This window comes from Leptolyngbya sp. Heron Island J, from assembly GCF_000482245.1.
GTDB lineage: Bacteria > Cyanobacteriota > Cyanobacteriia > Phormidesmidales > Phormidesmidaceae > Leptothoe.
Genome location: NZ_AWNH01000115.1, coordinates 285,081 through 307,106 on the forward strand (window position 1 = coordinate 285,081; position 22,026 = coordinate 307,106).

The following is a 22,026-nucleotide window of genomic DNA, read 5'->3' on the forward strand; positions in this document are numbered from 1 at the left end:
GGTAGACGCTAAGTCGATTCAATTGAGAACCGCTTGACTAGAGTGATCTAAGGGTGATTGGCAACAACAGCCCCAGACATATGAGTATTCCACAACAAAACTGGAAACGGATAGCCACGAACTTAGCATTTTGTACCAACTCCGGCTGATCGTGATAGCGATTTACATGGTGACAAAGTTGGATGGCAAATGGAGCACTGGCCAAGGCCAGGGCTAAACTGTTGGGAAATACCCCTACTAGTAATCCCCCCCCCAAAATCACAAAAATGCTGCCACATAGCCAGGGCAAGAGTTTTGCCCCTCCCAGGGTGCCCAATCGTACAATGGGTGAGCGTTTGCCAGCGGCTATATCATCACTCACCTGATGAAAATGGGAGCAAAACAGCACCAAAGTAGTGGCCATGCCGATTACAGCACCCAGGGCCCAACAGGATAGAGAAAAAGTCTGAGTCTGAGCATAGTAAGCCGCACCTACACCTAAACCAAAGCTGACAAAACAGAGAGGCTCACCTAATCCTTGGTAACCGAGTCGGAAAGGAGGACCCTGGTAGAGATAGCCCAGGATACAACACACCAAAATCAGACCCAAAATAGTCGCGTCCCGCTGCATCAGGGTAATGGTACTGACTCCGGCCACTCCCAGAGCTAAGCTGAGATTGCCTAACCAGAAGATCAAAGCCTGATTCTGGGTCAGATTTACCAGGGAGTGATGCTTGTTTTTATCAATGCCAGTGTCAGCGTCGTAAACATCATTGCTCAGGTTTTCCCACACCAGCAACAATACAGCCGATAGCAGAAAAATGGCTAAGATCCGCCCATCCAGCTGTTCTGTTTCTAAATAAGCGAGCAAGCTGCCTACCAGAATAGGGATGACAGCAACACTGTACATAGGAGGTTTAATGGCGGCTAGCCAAAGAGATTTGCGGGTATCGGCAAACTGGATACGCTCTTGATTAACCGTCGGGATGGTCATGTGGACGTAATTCTTTGATAACTATAAATCCACAGTTAGCATAGCGAGGGTGGATGTTAGGCAGGGGGTAATAAATCGCAGAGAAACCAGGAGAATGGTTAAACCTGAGCGACTGTGACGCCGGTGCCTCCATCAGCTTGTTCGGCATGCTCAAAACTGCGAACCTGGGGATGACGCTTCAAAAATTCCCGTACGCCGCGCTTTAGTTTGCCGGTGCCGTGGCCATGGATAATCCAAATAGGACCGGTGGATTTGGCAATAAAGTTTTCCAAATCGGCTTCCGCTTCTGCGACACGCATCCCCCTAAGGTCGATGGTGTTTCTAGAGGTGCGTACAGCCGGGGCTGCAGGTTCTTTTTTGGCCACTTTGGCAGTTGTAGTACGTTTTTTCTCAGCTACTTTTTCAACCGCTGGTTTGGACACCGCTGCTTTTTGCCCGGTCAGGGATTCAATGTCGCTCAACTCGACAACGGTTTTCATCAGGCCAAAGCGAACAATAACCTTACCATCGGCATCGGGTGCTTCCACCACCTCGGCAGTCTGACCGCCAAGACCAATCAGCCGTACTTTTTCGCCCAGTTTGGGTTTGTAGTCGGTGATGACTTTTTTGGCGGGATGGTCTCCCTTCGGCACGGACTGCTGTTGGGCAATGCTTTCCACTAGCTCCGTTGCCTTTTGGGCAGCCTGGGCGGTGGGTTTCCCCTTTTGGAGTTGACGAATAACGGTAGCAATCTCGGTTTTAGCCTGAGCTACAGCGGCTTGAATGGCTTTTTCTTGCTCTAGCTTTTGATGACGTTCCCATTCTTTGATAGCGGAAGATTTACGCTCAATGTCTGCTTTGAGGGCTTCTGCCTGGGCCACAATGCAAGCGGCCTGCTCAGCTTGGTCTTCCTGCCGCTTCCGCTGGGCTTCAAGCCCGGCAATCACCTGGTTAACATCCTCTTGTTTGCTGACGCCGACATAGGTTTGGGCGGTGTCAATCACATCAGAATTTAGCCCCAACCGTCGAGCGATGGTGAGGGCGTTGGAGCGACCTGGAATGCCCCACAGCAGTCGATAGGTGGGGGACAGACTGACATCGTCAAATTCTACTGAGGCATTTTCAAAGCGCTCATCCTGATATTTCAGGGCTTTGAGTTCACCAAAGTGGGTGGTGGCGACTGCAAGACGGGTATGGTCGGCTAGGTGTTGAAGTAGTGCGATCGCAAGCGCACTGCCCTCTGTTGGATCGGTCCCGGCCCCGACCTCATCCAGCAGCACTAACGCATTATTGCCAGAGGCATCTGCTTGGGTGGGCGCGGTAGTAGCAGGATGGGCATCGCCCACAGATTCTGGATTATTAGCATCGCCTTCTGCACCAATCGCCTCTAAAATCCGACCAATCCGACGAATGTGCCCCGAAAACGTAGACAGGCTTTGCTCAATCGATTGCTCATCCCCAATATCTGCCAGTATCAGATCAAACCAGGGTAGTTCCACTGGCTCACGGGCCGGTACAAACAGCCCGACCTTAGCCATGAGAGCTGCTAGGCCCAGGGTCTTGAGGGTCACCGTTTTACCCCCCGTATTAGGGCCGGTAATGGCGACCACCCGAATATCAGGGCGCATGGTAATGTCAATTGGTACTACGGTTGCTCCCTCTTCATGGCGCTGCTGCCATACCAATATGGGGTGACGCAGCTGTCGTAGAACGGTACGTTCTTCAGCAGTACTAAACCGGGGTGGATTTGCCTCCAACCAGAGCGAGTAGCGAGCACGAGCCGTGGCCAAATCCAACGTAGTGATAATGGCCATCAGCTGTTCCAGGTCTTCACTCACCTCCGCCACCTGACCGCTCAGCTGCTGCCGCACCAGTTCTTCTTCGCGGGTTTCCTGGCGTTCTAACTGCCGCAGACGGTTGCCAAATTCCACAACACTCTGGGGCTCGATATATAGGGTGGCACCACTGGTGGAAACGTCATGGACAATGCCGGGAATTGCATCTTTTTGTGGTGCTTTAACCGGTACCACAAACCGTCCGGCCCGCTGGGTAATCAGAGTTTCTTGTAACGCCCCTCCATGGCGCTGCATAATCCGCTGCAGCTTGGCATGGAGCTGATCGTGGTTATTTTTGAGGTTTTTACGAATACCGGCCAGTTTGGGATTGGCCCGGTCGGTGACTTTACCGCGATCGTCAATGCAGTGATGGATTTCTTTTTCTAGCTCTGGATACGTGCGCAGCTGGGCCACTAACGATTGTAGAACTGGAAAATCCTTTTCCTCCTGGGCATCAATGGTGCGACGGAGCTGACGAGCACCGGCCAGGGTAGTGGCAATTTCCAGCAACTCTTCCCCAGACAAAATACCCTGGCGTTTAGCCCGCTCCAGGGCATCTCCCATATCCTGAACACCCCGAAAATTAAGTGGCGCTTTTTCTTCTAACTGATAAGCCTCACGGGTCTGGGCTAATAGCCGTTCGCTTTCGCTCTGATGCTCAGGGATCCGCCCATGGCGGGCGGCCAGGGCACCTAGCTTAGTGGCAGCGAAGGTGGCCCACTGCTGGCATAAACGGGGCCATTCTAGGAGGTCGAGGGTTTCGGACTGGATCAAGGTTGGATGGGGGATATGTGATGCTCTGGAGGGGACAAGTTGTAAGTTTTGCAGTTTGAGTGAGACAGACTTAGTATTTTCACGGTAAGAAAAACTTCAGCTTGAAGCTCAAACCTGGATATTCAAAACTCAAAGGTAATCGCGATCTTAATTAACTATATAGCCTCTATCTTAGGAAGATGCTTCCTTCTGACTTACTGATTCATCGCCCTCGGGGTGACTCTATTGATGCTAAACAACTGCCGTTGACTGAGGCGTGGATTGCGATCGCAACCAGTCTAATTGCCCTTTTCCAAGCCACTGTGGGCGACACCCAGGGCAACCTTAACCAAAAACTGCAGGCCATCGAAGGTGACAACACCGACTACCGCATCAAGCGAGGTCTAGCCCATATTCTGCGCAGCAGTTTTAGCACCTTTGAAATTATTAGCCCCCTCGATCCCCAAACATTACGCCAGCGTGTATTTTCCCTGGCCTCAGCCAGTGCACCGTCCCCAGTGGCCGCCCAGCAAAACCTGCAAACATTGGCCAATCAGCTCACCCAAGAACTGGATAAGGATGTCGAACCCACTCACATCCAGCAGGGCCTCTACGCCGATCTCAAAGAAAATCGTATCCTGACCCAGTTTGATGCCCCTACCCCAGAAGCACTCATTCACCGCTATAACCTCTCCCAAGTTCAGGGCATTTTCTACAGAGCCAGTCATGTCGTTCTTAATCTGCACCGTAACGATCCCGGCGAATATAAGCTGATGTTCCGCTATTTGAAACTATTTCGGCTGATGACCTATATCGAAGGGGAAGCTGATCAAGGCTTTACCATCACCATTGATGGTCCCGCTAGTTTGTTTAAAGCTAGCACCCGGTACGGTCTCGATATTGCCAAGCTAGTGCCAGCCATTTTGCATGTAACCCGCTGGCACCTTAGCGCCACGTTGCAATGGAAGGACACCTACACCAAAAAACTGTCTGAAAAAAGCTACACTCTGGATTCCGAGTGCTCCTTGGTCAGTCACTATCCACCCGGAAAGCCCTATGACAGCATGATTGAAGCTGCTTTTGCCGAACGCTGGGCCAGCCTGGTAGAAAAAAGTAAAACCCAGTGGCAGCTGGAGCGGGAAGTAGAACTGATCCCCATACCTGGCAGCGTTATGATTCCTGATTTTCGACTGGTTCATCCCGATGGTCGGGTCTATTTGCTGGAAATAGTAGGATATTGGCGGCCAGACTATCTGCGCAAAAAGTTTGCCCAGGTACAGAAATCAGACTGTTCAAACCTGATTTTAGCGATTTCGGAGCGGCTGAACTTAGCCAAGTCAGGCATCGATGTCAAAAAGGTACCTGCCAAAATAGTTTGGTTCAAAGATAAGCTCCAAACCAAACCCGTACTGAACTTATTGGAATCACTGTGAAGTTATCCATAGCGGACGCTTCTTATCTTTCTTCGTATACTTAGTACGGTAGGGATAGCTACTGAGGTTATCTTGCTGCGTGACTTCCCCTAGTTAGCCCTCTGGCAATAGGCTACTAACCAAAATTGTTGCCTGAAACCAAACTAAATCCGTATTATTAGCTGGTTACGTTTAATCTAGTCCTCAAATTTGGGCTCAATAACAACACTTAAGGAACTCTACCTATTCCCTGCATTATGACCACGGTTTTGATTGTGGATGACAGCTCAACCCTACGGGAGATGATCTCTGGTCTCTTGATCAAAGCGGGTATGACTGTTTTAGAAGCTGAAGATGGTGAAAAAGCCAAAGACATGATCACATCAAAGCCGCCGGATCTCGTGGTGCTTGATATTGTCATGCCTAATATGAACGGCTACGAACTATGCCGATGGGTCAAAAATAATGGTCCTACGAAAAATGTACCCGTTGTAATTTGCTCATCTAAAAATGAAGAGTTCGACCGCTATTGGGGTATGAAGCAAGGAGCGGATGCTTACATTGCCAAGCCGTTTCGACCGGCGGAAATGGTAGAAACCGTTAAACATTTGCTGCGAGGGCGATAGTTGTTCATCTGACCCTAGACCGCTTAGATGGCAAAGACGTATGATTGGGCAAATTTCAGCCCATCTTACTGTCTCTCTTAGAGTTTTCCTATGGCAATGCAGCTGCGGATTCACGTTCCACCTCACCCGTTAATCAAACATTGGCTCGGTGTGTTACGGGACGTTAACACACCCTCCGCTGTGTTTCGTAGTGGTATGACCGAAATAGGCCGCTGGCTGACTTACGAAGCCATTCGTCATGATTGGCTGCCAACCGTGGATGCCACGATAGAAACGCCGTTAGCTCCTTGCCCTGCCACGTTCATCAATCCTGAAATGCCGCTGATGGTCATTCCCATCTTAAGGGCCGGTTTAGCCTTGATGGAAGGAGTACAGTCGGCGTTACCAACGGCCTCAGTCTATCATCTGGGCTTTGTTCGTAATGAAGAAACTCTGGAAGCCAACTGTTACCTCAACAAATTGCCGCATCAGATTGATCCGACTACCCGTATTTTGATTAGTGAACCAATGTTGGCAACCGGCGGTACAATGATGGCCACTATGGCAGAATTAGTGAAGCGTGGCGTTGATCCGTCTCTGGTTAGGGTGGTTTCAGTGGTCACGGCTCCTCCAGCGCTCCAGAAACTTGCTGAAGCGTATCCGCAGCTTGTGATTTATGCGGGCATCATCGATGAAGGATTAGATAAAAATGGCTTTATCGTGCCAGGGTTAGGAGATGCTGGGGATCGCACATTTGGTACTAACTAATCACTTCACATCATGAGTCAGTCGGGTAATTTTACCAGTGGATTTTTTGTAGGAGCCTTATTGGGAGGGCTTGTGGGCGGCGTAGCTGGCGTACTGGCAGCTAATCGAATTAGCCGTACAGATGCTGACGAAGCTGCCAACTTCAATCAGCTTTCGGACGATATCAGACAAAATTTGGCTGATATGAGTAACGATGAACGTATGGAAATTGCCCGCCGCGGTCTTGAGGACAAAATTTCTGAACTGAATGCGGCGATTGAAGAGGTGCGTCAGCAGCTAGGCAGCACCAATGGTCATATGACTGATTATGAAACTTCGACGATGGATTCTTGAGGCATAAAGAGATCGTAAAAATTTATGCTTAGAAGAGATTTTTAAGCATAAGTATGAGTCATCTAAATTTGTGCTCAAGGGTTGTTACTGGCTTTTTATCATGGTGATTACAACGATGTGGCTTCAAATCAGTTCATCCTTTGAGGCAACAACGTTTCATCAGCTACACTAGAAGCTGAGAATTTCAAAGCAAGCTCTAGTTCACCGTAAGACATACAGCTATGACTATAGTTTTCCAGGCACTCGCTAGCTTCATCAGTATCTATTTGGTTTTACTGATCGTCCGTGTATTGCTGAGCTGGTTTCCAAATGTAGATTGGAGTAATCCGGCGTTTTCTGCTTTAAGCCAAATTACCGATCCCTATCTCAATATTTTTCGTTCAGTCATTCCACCCTTGGGCGGAATTGATTTCTCAGCAATTCTTGCTTTTATCGTTCTACAGGTAGTCCAGTCTGCCCTTAGCAGTGCTGTCGCTACTTTGGGTACCAGCTATGCAGCTTATTCATCTTTTTAATGCTGGTGTAGGCTGTTGGTGTTAGCGGGTTGTTAATTGGAATTTTAGAACTGAAAAGGGGTGGAACTGATATCAGCTCCACCCCTTCAGCATTCTTTGAAGTTTGAGACCTTAGTCTATCCGTCCTTGTCGACGTACCTTGCCAACAAACCCAGAGGCTTTAAAGTTTTTCAACTTTAGCGGCGGTGGTTGGTTAGCGGCGACTGATACCCGAATTTTGAAGTCACTTTCACCGGGAGGAACATAGTCTACGCCCCCTAGCCTGCCCCGATTTTGCATGACTGGATTATTGTTTTTGTCATAAATGCGGCCAAAGATATCGGCGTTGAGGATAGGTTTGCCAGAATTGTTGGTTAGCGTGCCTGTGACCAAATAGCAGGTAGCTTTGCCCAGGCTACCTGAGTCGACAATGCCTTCTGCATATTCGGCGGGGCATGTGTCATAGGCAAGATTGGATACATCCAGAGGTGTCATCGCGTGCGCCGGAGCAGCGATCAGCCCGAAACACATAATAATGAATGCGATTAGGGTTGCACGAAAAGCCATTGCAAGAATCAGGGTAGGTTTAGGGTAAATCTAAAGCCGTTGCTGATTTAGAGGATGAACTGATCTGTTGGAAGTGCCATATACCAGCATCTTTCAGATCAAGTCATACCAAGGATCAGCAGCGGCAATTTAAAGTGCGATCGCATTAGTCAGTACCAGACTGCTAAGTAGCAATCCGTACTACTAACCTATGGTTATGGTACCGGGTCTACGGTGCCAAAAACATACCCTGATTGCCTAAGCAATCCCCTACACAGGTTGCTGACGATTAGGCAATACCCAAACTAAGATGGGTGTCAGCAAAACCATCGCCAGAGAAAAGCTAAAGCAAATCCAAAGACCTTGAACTTGAGCAGGTGTCATAATCCGTTCCTCTACAAAAGTAAGTGTGTCAAAAACTCTGTGAGCCCATAGCAAGTACTCAAGGTTACAGAGCTTGTCCAGAGGATTCCCCACAATAATGTTCGTCTGTTAGAAACCGTAAGATCTGCTTATTAAGCGTTTACATATTCTCTCGATAAAGTAAGACTTACAGGCGAACGCACCGCTGGCTCGGTTAATAGATCGCAACATTCGACGCTGTTTCTGACAGTCGGATTACTTCACCTGGACAAACCGATCGGCAGCCATTTGACGCAGATGCTGAATATCCTCCCGTCGAGAAATTGATAGTGGAACCGTGGCTTTAATGGCTCGGACCAGCAGCACCGTGTCCAAGGAGCACTGCTCATGGAGGGATTGATACAGACTTGAAACGATAACTTGCTGAATTTCTGCACCACTAAAGCCTGCCGTGGCTTCGACGAGTTCTGCCATATCAAAGTCAGCTGGGGTTTGATGGTGACGATTCAGGTGAATGGTGAGGATGGTGGCCCGATCTTGAGCATCCGGTAAATCCACAAAGAAAATCTCATCAAAACGACCTTTACGCAGCAGCTCGGGGGGGATTTGAGAAATATCGTTAGCGGTGGCCACGACAAAAACCTCCTGAGATTTTTCCTGTAGCCAGGTTAAAAACGAACCAAACAAACGACGACTCAAGCCACCATCCGTATCCATGCTCTGGGTGCCACCCATGGTTTTTTCAATTTCATCAATCCACAGCACCGCTGGAGCCATTTTTTCGGCCAGGGAAACAGCCTGACGAAAATTCTTTTCGGAGCTGCCCACATATTTGTCATAAAGTCGCCCAGCATCCAGCTTGAGCAGGGGCATCTGCCACTCACGGGCAATGGTTTTAGCAGCTAATGATTTGCCACAGCCCTGGATACCCACAATTAAAATTCCTTTAGGCGGTGTGAGATTGAGTGCCTGGGCTTGGGGACTAAACCCCATGCGAGCCTGAGCTAACCAATGCTTGAGCCCGTCAAAACCACCTAGCTCAGCGGTGTTTTTCTCCACTGGAATATAGTCCAGCAACCCGCTTTCACGAATAATTTGCATCTTGCGCTCTAGCACTCGACCAATGTCTTTAGCTGTAAGATGACCATCTTCTAGGGCCGCATAGGCAATCACCTTTTTGGTTTGGTTGAGGGTCATGCCCTGGGTCGTGCTAACCAGGGTGCGCATTTCTTCGGGGCTCAGTTTTACCCGAATGCGTCCTCTGAGAGCCTGTACTGCTTCCACAATCGCTTTATGGAGTTCATCCCAGTCTGGTAACGGCATATCAAAGTAAACCGCCTCATGGGCAATCTCCCGTGATAGCGAGACCTGTTCACCTGAGATCAACAATGTGGACTGGTTGTGGGCAAACTGCTGGGCAACTTCGCGAAAGAGGCGAGTGACGACCACATCGTCAAAGTGACTGGAAAAATCTTTGAGCCAGTAAATAGCCCGGTGACTGATTGCCTGCATATGGCGCAGGGCATCAATTGGCTCAGCCGTATCGGTATCAATGGCAGCACGGCTAGCGCCCGGTGGTGCATATTCATTTTGCCAACGGTTATAGCGATTCCCTTCTAAACGCACCAAGCCTTGGGCAATACTCCATTCATAAACAGGCAGCTGTAGATCCAGGGTGGCCTTATTGATCAGCTGTTGTATGCGTTCTTCTTCCACCGTTTCGATCACAATGATCGGATGAAATGACATGATTAAGGTTTGCAGATGGCGAACGCTGGCGGCAAAGGGCATGGGTGACGATTTGAAAATCTTTAGGGTTAGGATGCCCAGCTAAAAAAGTAAAAGACAAGTGATGGATTAGCTGTTATTAACAGGGCTGCCCGTCTCACTAACTTCACTCCCACTTGGTGTGATTCCAGAGGAGGATTCAGCATGTTCTGGGAGAGAGTCTTGTGATTCTGGTGCCTCCACTAAAGCGGTTTTCCAGGGAGTAAATGCAGATAGTTCCCATCGGTCCAAAATGTCTTTGATCAAGAGTTCTTGCATCCAGATTTTGGCAACAACGGCTAGGGGCAAGGCCAGTACCAGGCCAAGAAAGCCAAATATGGTGGCAAAACAGATCTGGGCAATCAGGGTAAATGCAGGGGGAAGCGAGATTTGACGGGCCATGACCGTCGGTGTTAGCCAGTAACTTTCAATCTGCTGGATAATCACATACCACACAATTACTGGAACAATTTTCCAGGGATCGGGTGAGAGCAGGGCGACGGTGGCTGGAAAGATAACGCTTAGACTCGGTCCGACGTTGGGAATAAAGTTGAGCACGCCAGCGATGAGGGCGTGAGCCAGGACCAGTTTGATGCCTAGCAGCCATAGCCCGATAAAGCTAAGGGAGAAGATAAACACTGAGTTAAGAACGATTCCTCCCAGCCAGTTACAGAGGGCAACTTCGCAATCTTGTAAGATGCCGTCTGCTCGCCGTCGATAGAAGGACGGCATTAAGCGCAACAGAGAATTGCGGTAGATGGTGGGATTCCCAAAAAACATCAGGGACAAGATCAAGACCAGAAGAACCTGGAGTAAGACCCGCAGTGAAGAGTTAAAAAATGAAAAGAAGTTATTAAAAACATCTAATAGAGCTGAGTCGGGGGATGTGGCCCAGTCCAGAAACTCGTCCAAGTCAGGAAAGCGCAGCTGTTCAGGTAGGAAGCGAGCTTCCAGGTCATTTAAAGTCTCTGGGAGGGTGCGAGCCCCGTTAATAATCAGCTGGGTTAGATCACTAAACTGTTCAATAAAGGGTGGGACCACCCCAAGAAAAAAGAGGGTGATGACTAAAAAGCTAATGGTCAGAACAATGGGTACAGCGAAGCGTCGAGGTATACCCGTCTGCTGTAGACGACGAACAAGGCTGTTGAGTGCGATCGCCACCACCACCGCCATAAACACCAGCAGCACAATGGCGCGAATACTCCAAAGAATATAGAAAGTCGCTAAGATGCTGATCAGGCCAATCCATTCACCAAGCTTCACAAGCTACTCCTGACTATCACCACAGCTAATTATGTCCTACCGGTCTAATCCTTACCCTTGAGCTACATCACACCCTTCGAGTAAGATTCCGCCATTTTAGCCAATCTCAAGGGAAATATATTTTATCCGTAAGAAAAACGCCGTTGCTGATGTAGGGTATAACCCGATCAACCCGTCATCCAATAGTTCAAGGTGTTTCAGATAAAATCATTCCGAGGATCAGCAACGCCAGAAAAACTAAGTCCGACCTCTAGTCGCATCTTTTCATTATTTTGACTATACCGACTCCCCAGTGGCAGCTACCCGGTAGCGAAACAATTTCCACCGATTGGGTCGCCACTGTACAAACTATTGCCAAGCTGTCTAATCCTCCAGGGAAAGCCGCTCAGCTTCTGTGGCAACGAGGAATTTATACCCCTGAGCAACTGACAGCATTTATCAATCCTGATGCTTATGAGCCGACTTCCGCTGCTGCCTTTGGGGCAGAAATGACCCAGGCGGTGGCGCGTATCCTGCAGGCATTAGAACGTCAGGAAACGGTCACTATTTGGGGGGACTTTGACGCTGATGGCATCACCTCTACGGCTGTGCTTTGGGATGGTCTACGGCAGTTTTTCTTAGATGGAAAGCTTAACTACTTTATTCCTAATCGTTTAACCGATTCCCATGGACTGTCTTGCCATGGTCTGGATGACCTGGCGGCCCAGGGCACCCGCCTGGTGCTTACCTGTGATAACGGCAGTACAAATCTCGCAGAAATTGACCACGCTCATAGTCTGGGGCTGGATGTGATAATCACCGATCACCACACATTACCGGATGAACGGCCCCCGGTGGTCGCCATTATCAACCCGCGCTATTTTGACCCCGCTCACCCTCTGGCCCATCTGTCCGGTGTGGCTGTTGCCTTTAAGCTGGTAGAAGCCTTGTATGAGCGGCTAAATCCCACACGACCGCTGGTAGAACTGACTGATTTAGTGGCCATTGGTCTAATTGCCGATTTAGTACAGCTCAGGGGTGACTGCCGCTATCTGGCACAAATTGGTATTCGGCAGCTGCAGACACATCTCAAAACCAAAACCCCAATTCGCCCCGGTGTTGCCCAGCTTTTGCAGCTATGCCGTCGCACGGGGGATCGACCTACCGATATTTCCTTTGGCATTGGTCCCCGTATCAATGCGGTTAGCCGTATCCATGGCGATGCTCGGTTTTGCGTTGAGCTGCTCACCAGTGAAGATCCAGATCACTGTAAGACCCTGGCTGAGCAAACGGAGTGGGCCAATACTCGACGCAAAGCATTGCAAAAAGACGTGTATACCCAGGTCAGCCAACGTCTAACCGAGTTAGATCTGGCAACAGTCCAGGTGATTGTGCTGGCGGATGCCCAGTGGCCAACGGGGGTGTTGGGCATTGTGGCTGGGCAGGTGGCTCAAGACTATGGCAAACCCACTGTGTTACTTACCATTGATGGCGATGTGGCCCGAGGTTCAGCCCGGTCAGTCAATCAGATTGACCTCTATCAGCTGGTAACGGACCAGTCCCATCTGTTAACCAGCTTTGGTGGTCACCCGTTTGCTGCTGGCATGACGCTGCCTGTGGAGAATGTGGGTCTATTTGCCGATGCCCTGAATCGACAGCTGCGACAGATCGGCATAACGTCTGGACCGATCATCAGGGTGGACCTGGAGGTGAGCGTTTGTGAGCTGGGCAAAGAGCTGTTTCAGCAGCTAAATCTACTGGAACCCTATGGCATGGGTAATCCGGTTCCACGTTTGCTAATTCGCAATGCCAGGTTTGATCAGACCTGGCATCAAAAAATTAAAGACCCGGTCTCAAAACGTAAGCTCAGATTTATTAAAACTCACTTTTTGATTAAGGACGATACCTCTACAGCGGGCTTTCCCGGACTATGGTGGGACCATTATAAAGATGATCTGCCCGTGGGACGTTGCGATGTGGTGGTAGAGCTGGATTTTAATGCTTATTCCCGGCAAAAACAGCCGCAATATGGCGGCTATGAAGTGCGATTAATTGATGTGCGTGCAGAGGAGGGTGCGATCGCAACACCGCAACAGCCTCTGATTGACCGTCGCGCTCAGCCCCGTGCATCAGCCCTGGAGCCAATCTCCGATGCCCTGGTTGTTACCCAATGTCCAACAACATGGCAAGAATTGCGTCCCTGGTTTCATCAGGCAACTCAGCAACAAACATCGTTAGTATTAGCCTATGACCGTCCTGAAACTGTCGCTCCGGTGGACGTGTGGAAACAGCTGGTGGGAATTGCCAAGTATCTGGCAAGGACAGAGACAAGTGTAACAGCAGCAGAGTTAATGAAAAAGCTCAGACTGGGAGGAGTTTCGTTGCGCTTTGGGCTGGCGGCATTAGGCAGTCTAGGATTCCGAAATAGAGAAAGTGTAACAGCTGATCTTCAATCGCTGTTGCCATCTACAGCGATAACCCTTGTGTATGAGGCAGATTTGGCCGCTCCAACAGCACAACAGCAGGCAAGTTTACGATTGTTTTTAGCAAGTTTAAAAGAAGAGCAGTTTCAGCGACGATACTTTGCTAATGTACCCGTGAGTGTTGCTCAGACGGTTATGAGAGATTAAGAGAATGTCGCTTAGAAAATCTCATTGTTCAATAGAAACTCGCACAAGAGTCATTTTATGTAGGATTGGTCACCAATAATTCTCTTTTATGATCAGACAACAAAAACCAGCTAACGGTGTCTTCTGTCTTTTCTCTAGCAAGGTAGATATCAAAAGGACCTGATTCTTTTTTCTCTTGACTGGCTAGCTGCATAATGGCTTGATAGGTGCCTTGCACATGAAAGGTGTCATCGTCTTGGGCTTCTCTCAGGGTGACTTCTACCTGACGGAGCTTGAAGTTAGGTAGCTGAGGTACTTTGGGGGCTAAATGGGCAGTTAGTGCCTGCTGGGTTTGGGCTATTTTGATGGCTAACCCCCGTTCTATCACGGACTGAGGCGGTACAGTGCCAAAGCTGCTGCAGGCTTGTAATAGCAACACTAGACCCAGTAGGCATACCCAACGTAAGAAACCCATCGTTATCCATCCACTGTGAACGTTTACGTTATCTACGGTCGACTAGCCGAATCTTTGCTTGGCTTGTTCGTAGACCTCAACGGTAATTTGGGGAGTTCCTGCTTCCTGGGCGAATCTCTCGATTTTCTTGCGGGCAGCTGGACGGACAAAAAATGGAATTTCCTTTAAACGGGCTTTAGCTTCAGGGGTCCACTCGACGGCAGTGCTCATGGGGGTGCGATCGCAACGTTTTTACTATGTAAGGACAAAAGTGCCCTATTTATAGTACGACGACCGGGGGATTGTTGGCTCTGTTACTGCTAATTCGGCGGCAAAGATTAGTGCTTTGGTTCTACTGTGATTAAGCTCTAACCACCTGTCATTACCAAGCGAAACCCAAATAAAATGTGCCGCGACTCGATGGGGCGATCATGCTGATAGGCAGCGCGGCAAAAGCCTGGAAAATCATCCCAGCTGCAGCCTTTGAGTAATACTTCAGACCCACCTTGAACCAACGTGCTGGTGTACTCAAACACATTGCCTGCCATATCCTCAATACCATAGGAGCTGCGGCTCAGGGGATAGGTGCCCACCTCACTGGTGCCATAGGGACCATGTTTTGCCCAATTGGTGCCATCATCTTGCCAATCATTACCCCAAGGGAAATAGCGTCCGTCTGTTTCCCGTGCGGCTTTCTCCCATTCCAACGCGGTCGGTAGCCTATAGTTCACACCGTCTTGACCTGAGCGCCAATCGGCATAGGCTACAGCATCCCCATAGGAGACCAATACTACAGGGTGGTTTGCCTGCCCGGTTGGATACTGTTCACCCTGCCATAAATAAGGCTCTACTTCGTTGTAGCTATGGACTAAAAAGCCCTGCTGCTGGTAATCTGCTGCGGAAATTCCTGGTGCACGGTGCCCTGTTGCTTGTACAAACGCCTGATAGTCGGTATTCGTAATCAGGTGTTGGCTCATGCAAAATGATGGCAGATTTTCGGTACGTTGCTCTGGCTCACGTTCAAACCAACCGCGTTGGCGGTAACCTGCTTCGGCAGCCGCTACCTCATCTGGCGAGTCGGCAAATCCTTCGGCGCTAATGCGATAGGCGTAGTCGCGTTCGGTGCGATCGCTCCCTGCAATAAACTCACCTCTACCCACATACGCAAATCCTGGCATGGCCTCACAGTCTGTTGGGGTGATCTCAGGCTCAGACGCAACATTCTGACAGCTGACCAGCAGCAATGACAACAAACTTAAGTTTCTCCAAATTGTTCTCGTCATAGTGGCTCCTCTCACCAAAACGTCTGATCAAGATAATAAGAGGTGCTTGTTTGTCATGGTGCAATGTCTACAGCGATCTCATTCAACAAAATAAATACAAAGCTTTACATCTCTTTTCTTCCCGAAACCTAAACATAGAGACTTTTCGCAGATCCTTAGAAACGTTTCATAGTGAAACGTTACAATTATACCAACGTCTTTTCTAGGACAGGACGCCAGCAACATCAACTACAGCCGGTTCCCGTAAATAATCCCTGCACTGTGACGTTGCTGATCCTCATAACATCCTCAAGGTGATCCTTTATGGTATGTACGTAAGGAAGGTAAGGTGTATTTGTACGTAAGAAAGTATCGAGTGAGATGACTATGCAAACCCTAAGCAGTCAGCCAGTCCAACGGTCGAATCAGCCTGGTCCCATCACCTGGAAAGCTGTGCCTGATTTTATTCAAAGGGCCTTGACCACCGAAGGATGTACTTTGTTGAAATACCAGCGTAAACGACCTAAATTAGCGCATATTCGGTTCCAATATGTGCCGCTGGAATATCAGGGTGATCTCTATTACTTACAAAGATGGTCTCACCATGAATGGGGAGTCTCTCCTAGCCAAATTATTTTTCCGACTGAAGGGCCTTGTTCCCTAGAAAATCTTAGCAATGGTAATCTGTTGTCATTAGTCGTTAAGCGAGCAGTGGCTAGTTTTTATGGCCAATTTCAAGACAACTCACCGCTGCAACCGTCTCCCTCTAACAGGCGGCATGCCGGTAAGAGTCTTCCCCTAGCTGGGTAGGCTACTGTCTTTACTCAATAGATCATCCTTACTTACTCAATCATTTGCTCTAGCTCAATCAGAGGAATTAACCAGGCAACATCGTAACCGGCCAGGGTAACGTTAAGTTGATTATCCACAATCCGCCATCCTCGACGCCCCATCAGATCATACCAATAGTTATCTTGAGGAATTGCGCAGAAAGGCTTATCTGTCGTGGTAGGCTCTGAGTCAGACTGGTCTTCTAATCCTGTGTAAATACCAGCAACACCGAGTTTTTCTAGGGAAATGCTGACCTGACAGCGTCGAGGCGTCACATTGGTCAGGGTCAAAATGTGTTGCTCACAATCCGGTGAGATCCGGAGCAGCGCAAAAATGGCCGGGTCTAGATGAAATACTTTTTGCTCTCCGTTTGGGTGAAATGCTTTATTGCTAACACGTACATCCAACAGTCGACTCAGCTGAGTAATCATCTGAGAGATTCTAGATTCTGGATTTTTTAAGTCTAGTTTGAGGTCAGATGCGTGAATGACTGCGCGATTGATATCGCGTTTTACTTTTGTTTTTAAGACGGTTTCAATGTTGTTACGGGTGCCCACCAGGCCATGTAAATAAATGCCAGGGATACCTCGAAGGACTAACGCAATGCTGCGAGAGGCGACCATCCGTTTAATTTGCAGCTCTAGATCCTCATCTTCACTATCCAGATTCAGCGCACTAAACCAGGTAGAGTTAATCTCGTAGGGTTCTTCAACCCCGCCTTCTGCAGTGCGGTAAGAAATCAGTGCGCCATGTTCTCTGGCACAGCGAATAATAAAATTAATCTGTTGTTCTGACAAAATATTTTTGACACCTAACAACCCTACCCCATCATGGGTATCAAGAATATTAAAAAAGGTCATGGCATCAGACGGATATTCCAGGGTCTGCACCCATTTAGAGAGTTCTGTGGCTGTTTCTTGGTAGAAGGTATATAACACTAACGGTGGTAAGGCAAAGTTATAGACCATTTGCGCTTCATCATAGCCGTTACCAAAGTAGGTGATGTTTTCTTCGTGGGGAATATTGGTCTCGGTTGTCAGGGCTACCTGGGGGGCGGCAATATCGAGTACGTCCCTAAATAACCGAATGACTTCATGGGTTTGGGCCAGGTTGGCGCAAGGGGTGCCCGGCTCTTCCCACAAGTAAGTGACGGCGTCCAGACGGATAATATCGGCTCCCCGGCGGATATAGAGCAGCAGGGTATCAATGACTTCTAACAGAACTTTGGGGTTAGTAAAATTTAGATCGATTTGATCGGGAGAAAATGTCGTCCAGACCCAAATAGGACCATTGATTGATTGATACTGGGTCAGAATATCGGATGTGCGAGGACGGACAATCATCGCTCGTTGTTCGAGGGTGAGTTCATCGGGAGAGCGATAGGCCGTGGCAAAGTTTTGATAGTTGGGATTGCCGTTGAGCATTTCTTGAAAGGGCATGCTCTGGGAGGAGGCATGGTTAAACACACCATCAAACATCAAGCGATATCGCTCTCCTAGGGATTCGATGTCTTTCCAGGAACCTAGATGTGGGTCAACGGTCTTAAAGTCGGTGATGGAAAACCCGCGATCGGAGCTGTAGGGGAAAAACGGCAAAATATGCAGGATATTAAAAACTCCCCTGAGGCCAGAAGTGCATTCCAAAAAGTCAGCCAGGGTAGCTAGGGGGGATGCTGTTTCGCTGAGTAAAATATCACCGTATGTGATTAAGGCAATATCTTGCTGTGTGAAACGATTGGCGGGATGAAAATGACCATTATGAACCTTCTTCTTTGGGGTTTTATGGGCATCGTGGACCTTGAGCAATCGTTCTAACTCTGGCCAATATTGCTCGGCGACTGCTTCACCATAGAGAAATGTTAGTCGTCCTAACAGCCGCTGCCGTTGTTTTAAAGAGATTTGTAAAAGCGGTTGGGTGTAGTCTGGGGCAGGACTGTAGCCATTTTCCCTGGGCAAATCAAAGTCTGACATAAAATTTGGTGTCTCGATAACAGCTTGCCTGAATTCTCCAAGAGTCAGGCATCATCGAGCATCAAAAAACGTTGCCCGTTACCATTTGATAGCCATAGGAGAAAGGCTCAATTTTAGGTGTATCCAACCCACAATCAAGATTTCAAGCGCTCCTAAAGATTAGCGTTAGATTCTTGATAAAAATTGAAATTTTGTATCAAAAATAACAGGGATAGTCTGGTTAAGATCCTTGATTGCCCCAAAACTTTGCGACTTTGAGTATCCTCTGCCTGCTTCTGTCCTCATTTTTCCGTTCTTCGTTTTATAGACAAAGGCTGTACAAAAAGCACCGTGGGTTACCCCACCGGGACTCTTCAAACAGCCTCTATCTGGATTGAGATATTAAGTTGTAGGAAATTGAATGGTCAGACTAATCAGACCAAATAGTTAGACAGTGTTAGACAGTGATTTTAGATACCCACTCTTGAACGAATGAGATCGCACTCTCCAACCAGCTGCAACCCATAAAGTTGCAGATTTCAATAGTTGCAAGCAGCATAATGGTATTCATAGTCAGTTCTCCAAGGCCTTCAGCTACACATACGCCATGGGTTAGCTGCCTACAGATAGAGACTGATAAAGATCACGTGAAGTTCTAACAAGGATTTTTATCTGCCATTTCTAGGCCAATTTGGCTATTACACAGGCCATGGGAAACAACAAATACTCTAGAAAAAACAGTCGCCAAATAAACTGATAAAAGCGGCTGATCTGGGCTTTTTCCTGCAAGTTAACCTGACGACTTAACCACCACATCACTGCTAGCAGCCCGCCATGGGTGGTCAATAAAAATGCTGGTTCCACCGCTGGCAACAATCCCAGCAACGTTAGCCCCATCAATAACCCGTAGCAAAGGGTCAGCACCCAGAGCGAGAGCTGAAATACAAACCGAGGGCCAAGCCGTACTGTGAGCGTACGGATCTGAAACTGGCGGTCGCCCTCTAGATCAGGAATATCTTTGAAGATTGCGATCGCAAACGCAAACAACACAATAAACGCCGTCAGTGCCCACACTTCCGCTGGCACCCACCACCAGGGAGTGACCCCCGGATTAAGCCACTGACGAAAATGAGCAAAAAAGCCCAAATTCACTACGACTCCACGCACCCCAAAAATACACAGCGCTGCCCAAAAAGGAAACCGCTTCAGACGCAGCGGCGGTAGAGAATAGACCGTACCAATGGCCATACTGAGTCCCACCGTTGCCAACAACATCGGTCCCTGCAGCGCTGCCAGCCCCATGGCTAAACACCCCAGCACCGTCACAATCCTGCGCCCCATGGCCACAGAAAATGCCCCAGATGCTAACGGTAGGTGTGGTTTATTAATCCGATCAATGGCAATATCAGTCAGTTGATTGAGCCCCACAATGTATACATTGGCACAAAGACTAGGCACCAGCGCCGCCACCAGCGCGCCCGGCAGTCCGGCGGTTTCAATATCGGTTGTTAACACCCAAGCCATCACCCCCAGTGCGCCCACGCTCAAGGTGGTGCCAACAATAGTATGGGGTCGAGAAAATGCCCACAGAGACCGTAACCAATTGCCCCAGGAAAACGGCTGATGCTGGTTTGATCTTGTCACCATAACTGCTTATTGTCCCCCTGTTTGTTTAACACCCGTCAATAGTCCGTAGCGAATCAGTCCTGTACGGTAACCCTCCATCATCAGCGGAATCGCCATCGCCCCTTCTACAGTTTTCCAACCCGCTGTGACAATGCCCCAGAGCACCTGGGGGTTGAGTGCCGACTTGACCACGTCTTGCCAGAAGGGAGCTACTGCCCTAGACCAGTCAGCTGTTTTCACCTCCTGTAGCGGTAATGTTTGGGTTAATGCTTCATATTCGGCCAGGGAAATAACGTAGGGCAAATGATAGAGCCGATAAAGTTGGGCCAGATGGTCGTTTTCGACAGTGGTCAAAGGTGGGCTAGGAACACGGTGACACCAGGTTGCCACGATTAACCGCCCTCCTGGCTTTAACACCCGGCAGCACTCTTGTAAAAACTGTCCTTTATCGGGCATGTGCTCACCACTTTCTAAGGACCAGACTAAATCAAAGCTGTCGTCTGCAAAGGGCATAGCCAGGGCATCAGCCACCTGAAACTGCACGTGTTCTTTCAGCCCTGCCCTGCTGGCTCGAGTCTGAGCTCGGTTAGCCTGTACTGGACTCAGGGTAATGCCAGTGGCCATTGCCCGATACTTACTTGCCAGATACAGGGTGCTACCGCCAATGCCGCAGCCCACATCCAGCAGGGCCGACGGTGCCTGGGATACACCACTCCAGTCCAGGATCTTTTCAATTAAGAGTCGTTGGGCCTCCTGAGGACTATCTGTCTGATCTTCCGGGCCATAGTAACCATGGTGCATGTGCTCACCCCATACCTGTTCCCATAGCTGAGAAGATTCGTCATAGAACACCTGAATACGTTGAGTAAAAGAGGATTTGACAGCAGCGTCGGTTGTTTGAGTGGTCATGGCAGCAGGGTTAACAACGTGAACGGGGGCTTATCACTAGAAGCACTGGTGAAAGGGTAAGCCGGTTTTGAATTTTCACTGGCGTATTTCTAAATTTATTAAGACCTCCAAGCCTGTTGTTAAGGAAACGTACAGTTCTTAAAAATCGCATTACCCTAGGCACCAAGAGGATAAATTCCTCGGTTTTCTCTAACCCAGCATCTTCTGTCTGTTCTCATTTATGAAAATTGACCACATTCACTTTTTTGTTGAAGATGCCACCTGCCAACGAGATTGGCTGGTGCAGCATCTGGGGTGGACATGGGTTAAGCAGATTAACTGCTCAGATCGCACAGTAGAAGTGCTCCGCTATCGAGATACTGTGTTCGTGGTGTCGTCTCCGCTGACAGCCAATAGTCCCGTTGCCGAGTATCTGCGTCAGCATCCGCCGGGCGTTGCAGACGTGGCGATTGAGGTGCCAAATCTCGCGGCTACCCTACATCACTTAGATACCCCCCCTAAACCTCAAAAAACTATCTCCCCGCTGCTGTCCAAACTGGTTAGTGCCAGCCAGCAACAAGAGCCTTCAGCCTGGGCCAGAATTAAGGGCTGGGGCGGGTTACAGCATACCCTAATTGAGCGTCAGCCTTTGGCCAAATCGGCTCCAACATCTGTGTGCCCCTGTGTTTCTAAAGGCATTGACCACATTGTTCTCAATGTTCCAACTGGGGAACTTGAGGCTGCTGTCAAGTTTTATCAATGTCTTTTTAAGCTAGAAAAACAACAAAGTTTTAATATTCAAACCATACAGTCTGGACTACGCAGTCAGGTTTTGTTTGCACCTGCCAGCCAACTGTATTTCAACATTAACGAACCCACCTCTGCTAGCTCGCAAATCCAGACCTTTCTGGATGCCAATCGTGGTGCTGGGATTCAGCACATTGCTTTGCAGAGTGAACCTATTGTGCCCACTGTGAGGACATTGCGCCAACGGGGATTACCGCTGCTGTCAGTGCCATTGGCTTATTACGACCAGCTACAGCAGCGACTGCAGCTGGGTGCGATCGCGCCCGTACAGCATCAAGAATGGCAACAAATTGTAGAGCAGCAAATTTTAATTGACTGGCAGCCAAAACAACCAGAGTCACTGCTGCTACAAATCTTTTCACATCCTATTTTTCAAGGTAATCACTTTTTTTTTGAATTTATTGAACGCCGTCAGGCGGTCCAGGGCTTTGGTGAAGGCAATTTCTTAGCACTGTACAAAGCAATCGAAGCTGCAGAAAACAGCCAGCAACAGTACGCTAGCGCTGCCTCTCCAGAAGGAGGCAACTAAC

General features: G+C 48.8%; 19 protein-coding genes. 8 read left to right on the forward strand and 11 right to left on the reverse strand.

Features of this window, described 5'->3' with window-relative positions; translation table 11 throughout:
* Positions 1-37 precede the first annotated feature (37 nt).
* Positions 38-973, reverse strand: a complete 936-nt coding sequence (menA, locus tag N836_RS71595) for a 2-carboxy-1,4-naphthoquinone phytyltransferase (RefSeq protein ID WP_023076946.1) — start codon at positions 971-973, stop codon at positions 38-40.
* A gap of 98 nt (positions 974-1,071) precedes the next feature.
* Complete coding sequence (locus N836_RS71600) at positions 1,072-3,561, reverse strand: endonuclease MutS2 (protein WP_023076947.1); 2,490 nt, start codon at positions 3,559-3,561, stop codon at positions 1,072-1,074.
* A 179-nt stretch (positions 3,562-3,740) separates the two neighbouring features.
* Between N836_RS71600 and N836_RS71605 the strand changes: the two genes are divergently transcribed.
* The 5 genes from N836_RS71605 (at position 3,741) to N836_RS71625 (ending at position 7,173) form a co-directional block, all read left to right on the forward strand.
* Positions 3,741-4,973 (forward strand): DUF790 family protein, encoded by a 1,233-nt coding sequence (locus N836_RS71605; RefSeq protein WP_023076948.1) that lies wholly within the window; start codon positions 3,741-3,743, stop codon positions 4,971-4,973.
* Between the two features lie 236 nt (positions 4,974-5,209).
* Positions 5,210-5,578, forward strand: coding sequence for a response regulator transcription factor (locus tag N836_RS71610; RefSeq protein WP_023076949.1), 369 nt, complete (start codon positions 5,210-5,212; stop codon positions 5,576-5,578).
* 90 nt (positions 5,579-5,668) lie between these two features.
* Complete coding sequence (gene upp / locus N836_RS71615) at positions 5,669-6,325, forward strand: uracil phosphoribosyltransferase (RefSeq protein WP_023076950.1); 657 nt, start codon at positions 5,669-5,671, stop codon at positions 6,323-6,325.
* A 12-nt stretch (positions 6,326-6,337) separates the two neighbouring features.
* The gene (locus N836_RS71620; RefSeq protein WP_023076951.1) at positions 6,338-6,658 is read left to right on the forward strand and encodes a hypothetical protein; all 321 of its coding nucleotides are present in this window, start codon (positions 6,338-6,340) and stop codon (positions 6,656-6,658) included.
* 221 nt (positions 6,659-6,879) lie between these two features.
* Entirely contained in the window at positions 6,880-7,173 is a 294-nt protein-coding gene (locus N836_RS71625; protein WP_023076952.1) for a YggT family protein, read from the forward strand.
* A 111-nt stretch (positions 7,174-7,284) separates the two neighbouring features.
* On the opposite strand, the gene N836_RS71630 is transcribed toward N836_RS71625, so the two are convergent.
* The 3 genes from N836_RS71630 to N836_RS71640 form a co-directional block, all read right to left on the reverse strand.
* On the reverse strand, positions 7,285-7,719 hold the full coding sequence (locus N836_RS71630) for an FxLYD domain-containing protein (protein ID WP_023076953.1): 435 nt from the start codon (positions 7,717-7,719) through the stop codon (positions 7,285-7,287).
* A gap of 597 nt (positions 7,720-8,316) precedes the next feature.
* On the reverse strand, positions 8,317-9,852 hold the full coding sequence (locus N836_RS71635) for an AAA family ATPase (RefSeq protein ID WP_023076955.1): 1,536 nt from the start codon (positions 9,850-9,852) through the stop codon (positions 8,317-8,319).
* A gap of 66 nt (positions 9,853-9,918) precedes the next feature.
* Entirely contained in the window at positions 9,919-11,091 is a 1,173-nt protein-coding gene (locus tag N836_RS71640; RefSeq protein ID WP_023076956.1) for an AI-2E family transporter, read from the reverse strand.
* 272 nt (positions 11,092-11,363) lie between these two features.
* Between N836_RS71640 and recJ the strand changes: the two genes are divergently transcribed.
* Complete coding sequence (gene recJ / locus N836_RS71645) at positions 11,364-13,700, forward strand: single-stranded-DNA-specific exonuclease RecJ (protein WP_023076957.1); 2,337 nt, start codon at positions 11,364-11,366, stop codon at positions 13,698-13,700.
* Between the two features lie 55 nt (positions 13,701-13,755).
* Here recJ and N836_RS71650 read toward each other — a convergent pair whose 3' ends face one another.
* From N836_RS71650 to N836_RS71660, 3 genes are all read right to left on the reverse strand, one after another.
* Positions 13,756-14,154, reverse strand: coding sequence for a hypothetical protein (locus N836_RS71650; RefSeq protein WP_023076958.1), 399 nt, complete (start codon positions 14,152-14,154; stop codon positions 13,756-13,758).
* 42 nt (positions 14,155-14,196) lie between these two features.
* A complete protein-coding gene (locus tag N836_RS71655) occupies positions 14,197-14,364 on the reverse strand; it encodes a PCP reductase family protein (protein WP_023076959.1) in 168 nt (55 codons plus the stop codon).
* A 137-nt stretch (positions 14,365-14,501) separates the two neighbouring features.
* Positions 14,502-15,416, reverse strand: a complete 915-nt coding sequence (locus tag N836_RS71660; protein WP_023076960.1) for a formylglycine-generating enzyme family protein — start codon at positions 15,414-15,416, stop codon at positions 14,502-14,504.
* Between the two features lie 366 nt (positions 15,417-15,782).
* Here N836_RS71660 and N836_RS71665 point away from each other — a divergent pair, with 366 nt between their 5' ends.
* A complete protein-coding gene (locus N836_RS71665) occupies positions 15,783-16,205 on the forward strand; it encodes a hypothetical protein (RefSeq protein WP_023076961.1) in 423 nt (140 codons plus the stop codon).
* A 32-nt stretch (positions 16,206-16,237) separates the two neighbouring features.
* On the opposite strand, the gene N836_RS71670 is transcribed toward N836_RS71665, so the two are convergent.
* From N836_RS71670 to N836_RS71680, 3 genes are all read right to left on the reverse strand, one after another.
* The gene (locus N836_RS71670) at positions 16,238-18,196 is read right to left on the reverse strand and encodes a sugar phosphorylase (protein WP_023076962.1); all 1,959 of its coding nucleotides are present in this window, start codon (positions 18,194-18,196) and stop codon (positions 16,238-16,240) included.
* A gap of 660 nt (positions 18,197-18,856) precedes the next feature.
* A complete protein-coding gene (locus tag N836_RS71675; RefSeq protein ID WP_023076963.1) occupies positions 18,857-19,822 on the reverse strand; it encodes a homogentisate phytyltransferase in 966 nt (321 codons plus the stop codon).
* A 6-nt stretch (positions 19,823-19,828) separates the two neighbouring features.
* A complete protein-coding gene (locus tag N836_RS71680; RefSeq protein WP_023076964.1) occupies positions 19,829-20,710 on the reverse strand; it encodes a methyltransferase domain-containing protein in 882 nt (293 codons plus the stop codon).
* 220 nt (positions 20,711-20,930) lie between these two features.
* On the opposite strand from N836_RS71680, the gene N836_RS71685 reads away from it, so the two are divergent.
* On the forward strand, positions 20,931-22,025 hold the full coding sequence (locus tag N836_RS71685) for a 4-hydroxyphenylpyruvate dioxygenase family protein (RefSeq protein ID WP_023076965.1): 1,095 nt from the start codon (positions 20,931-20,933) through the stop codon (positions 22,023-22,025).
* The last annotated feature ends 1 nt before the right edge of the window (position 22,026 follow it).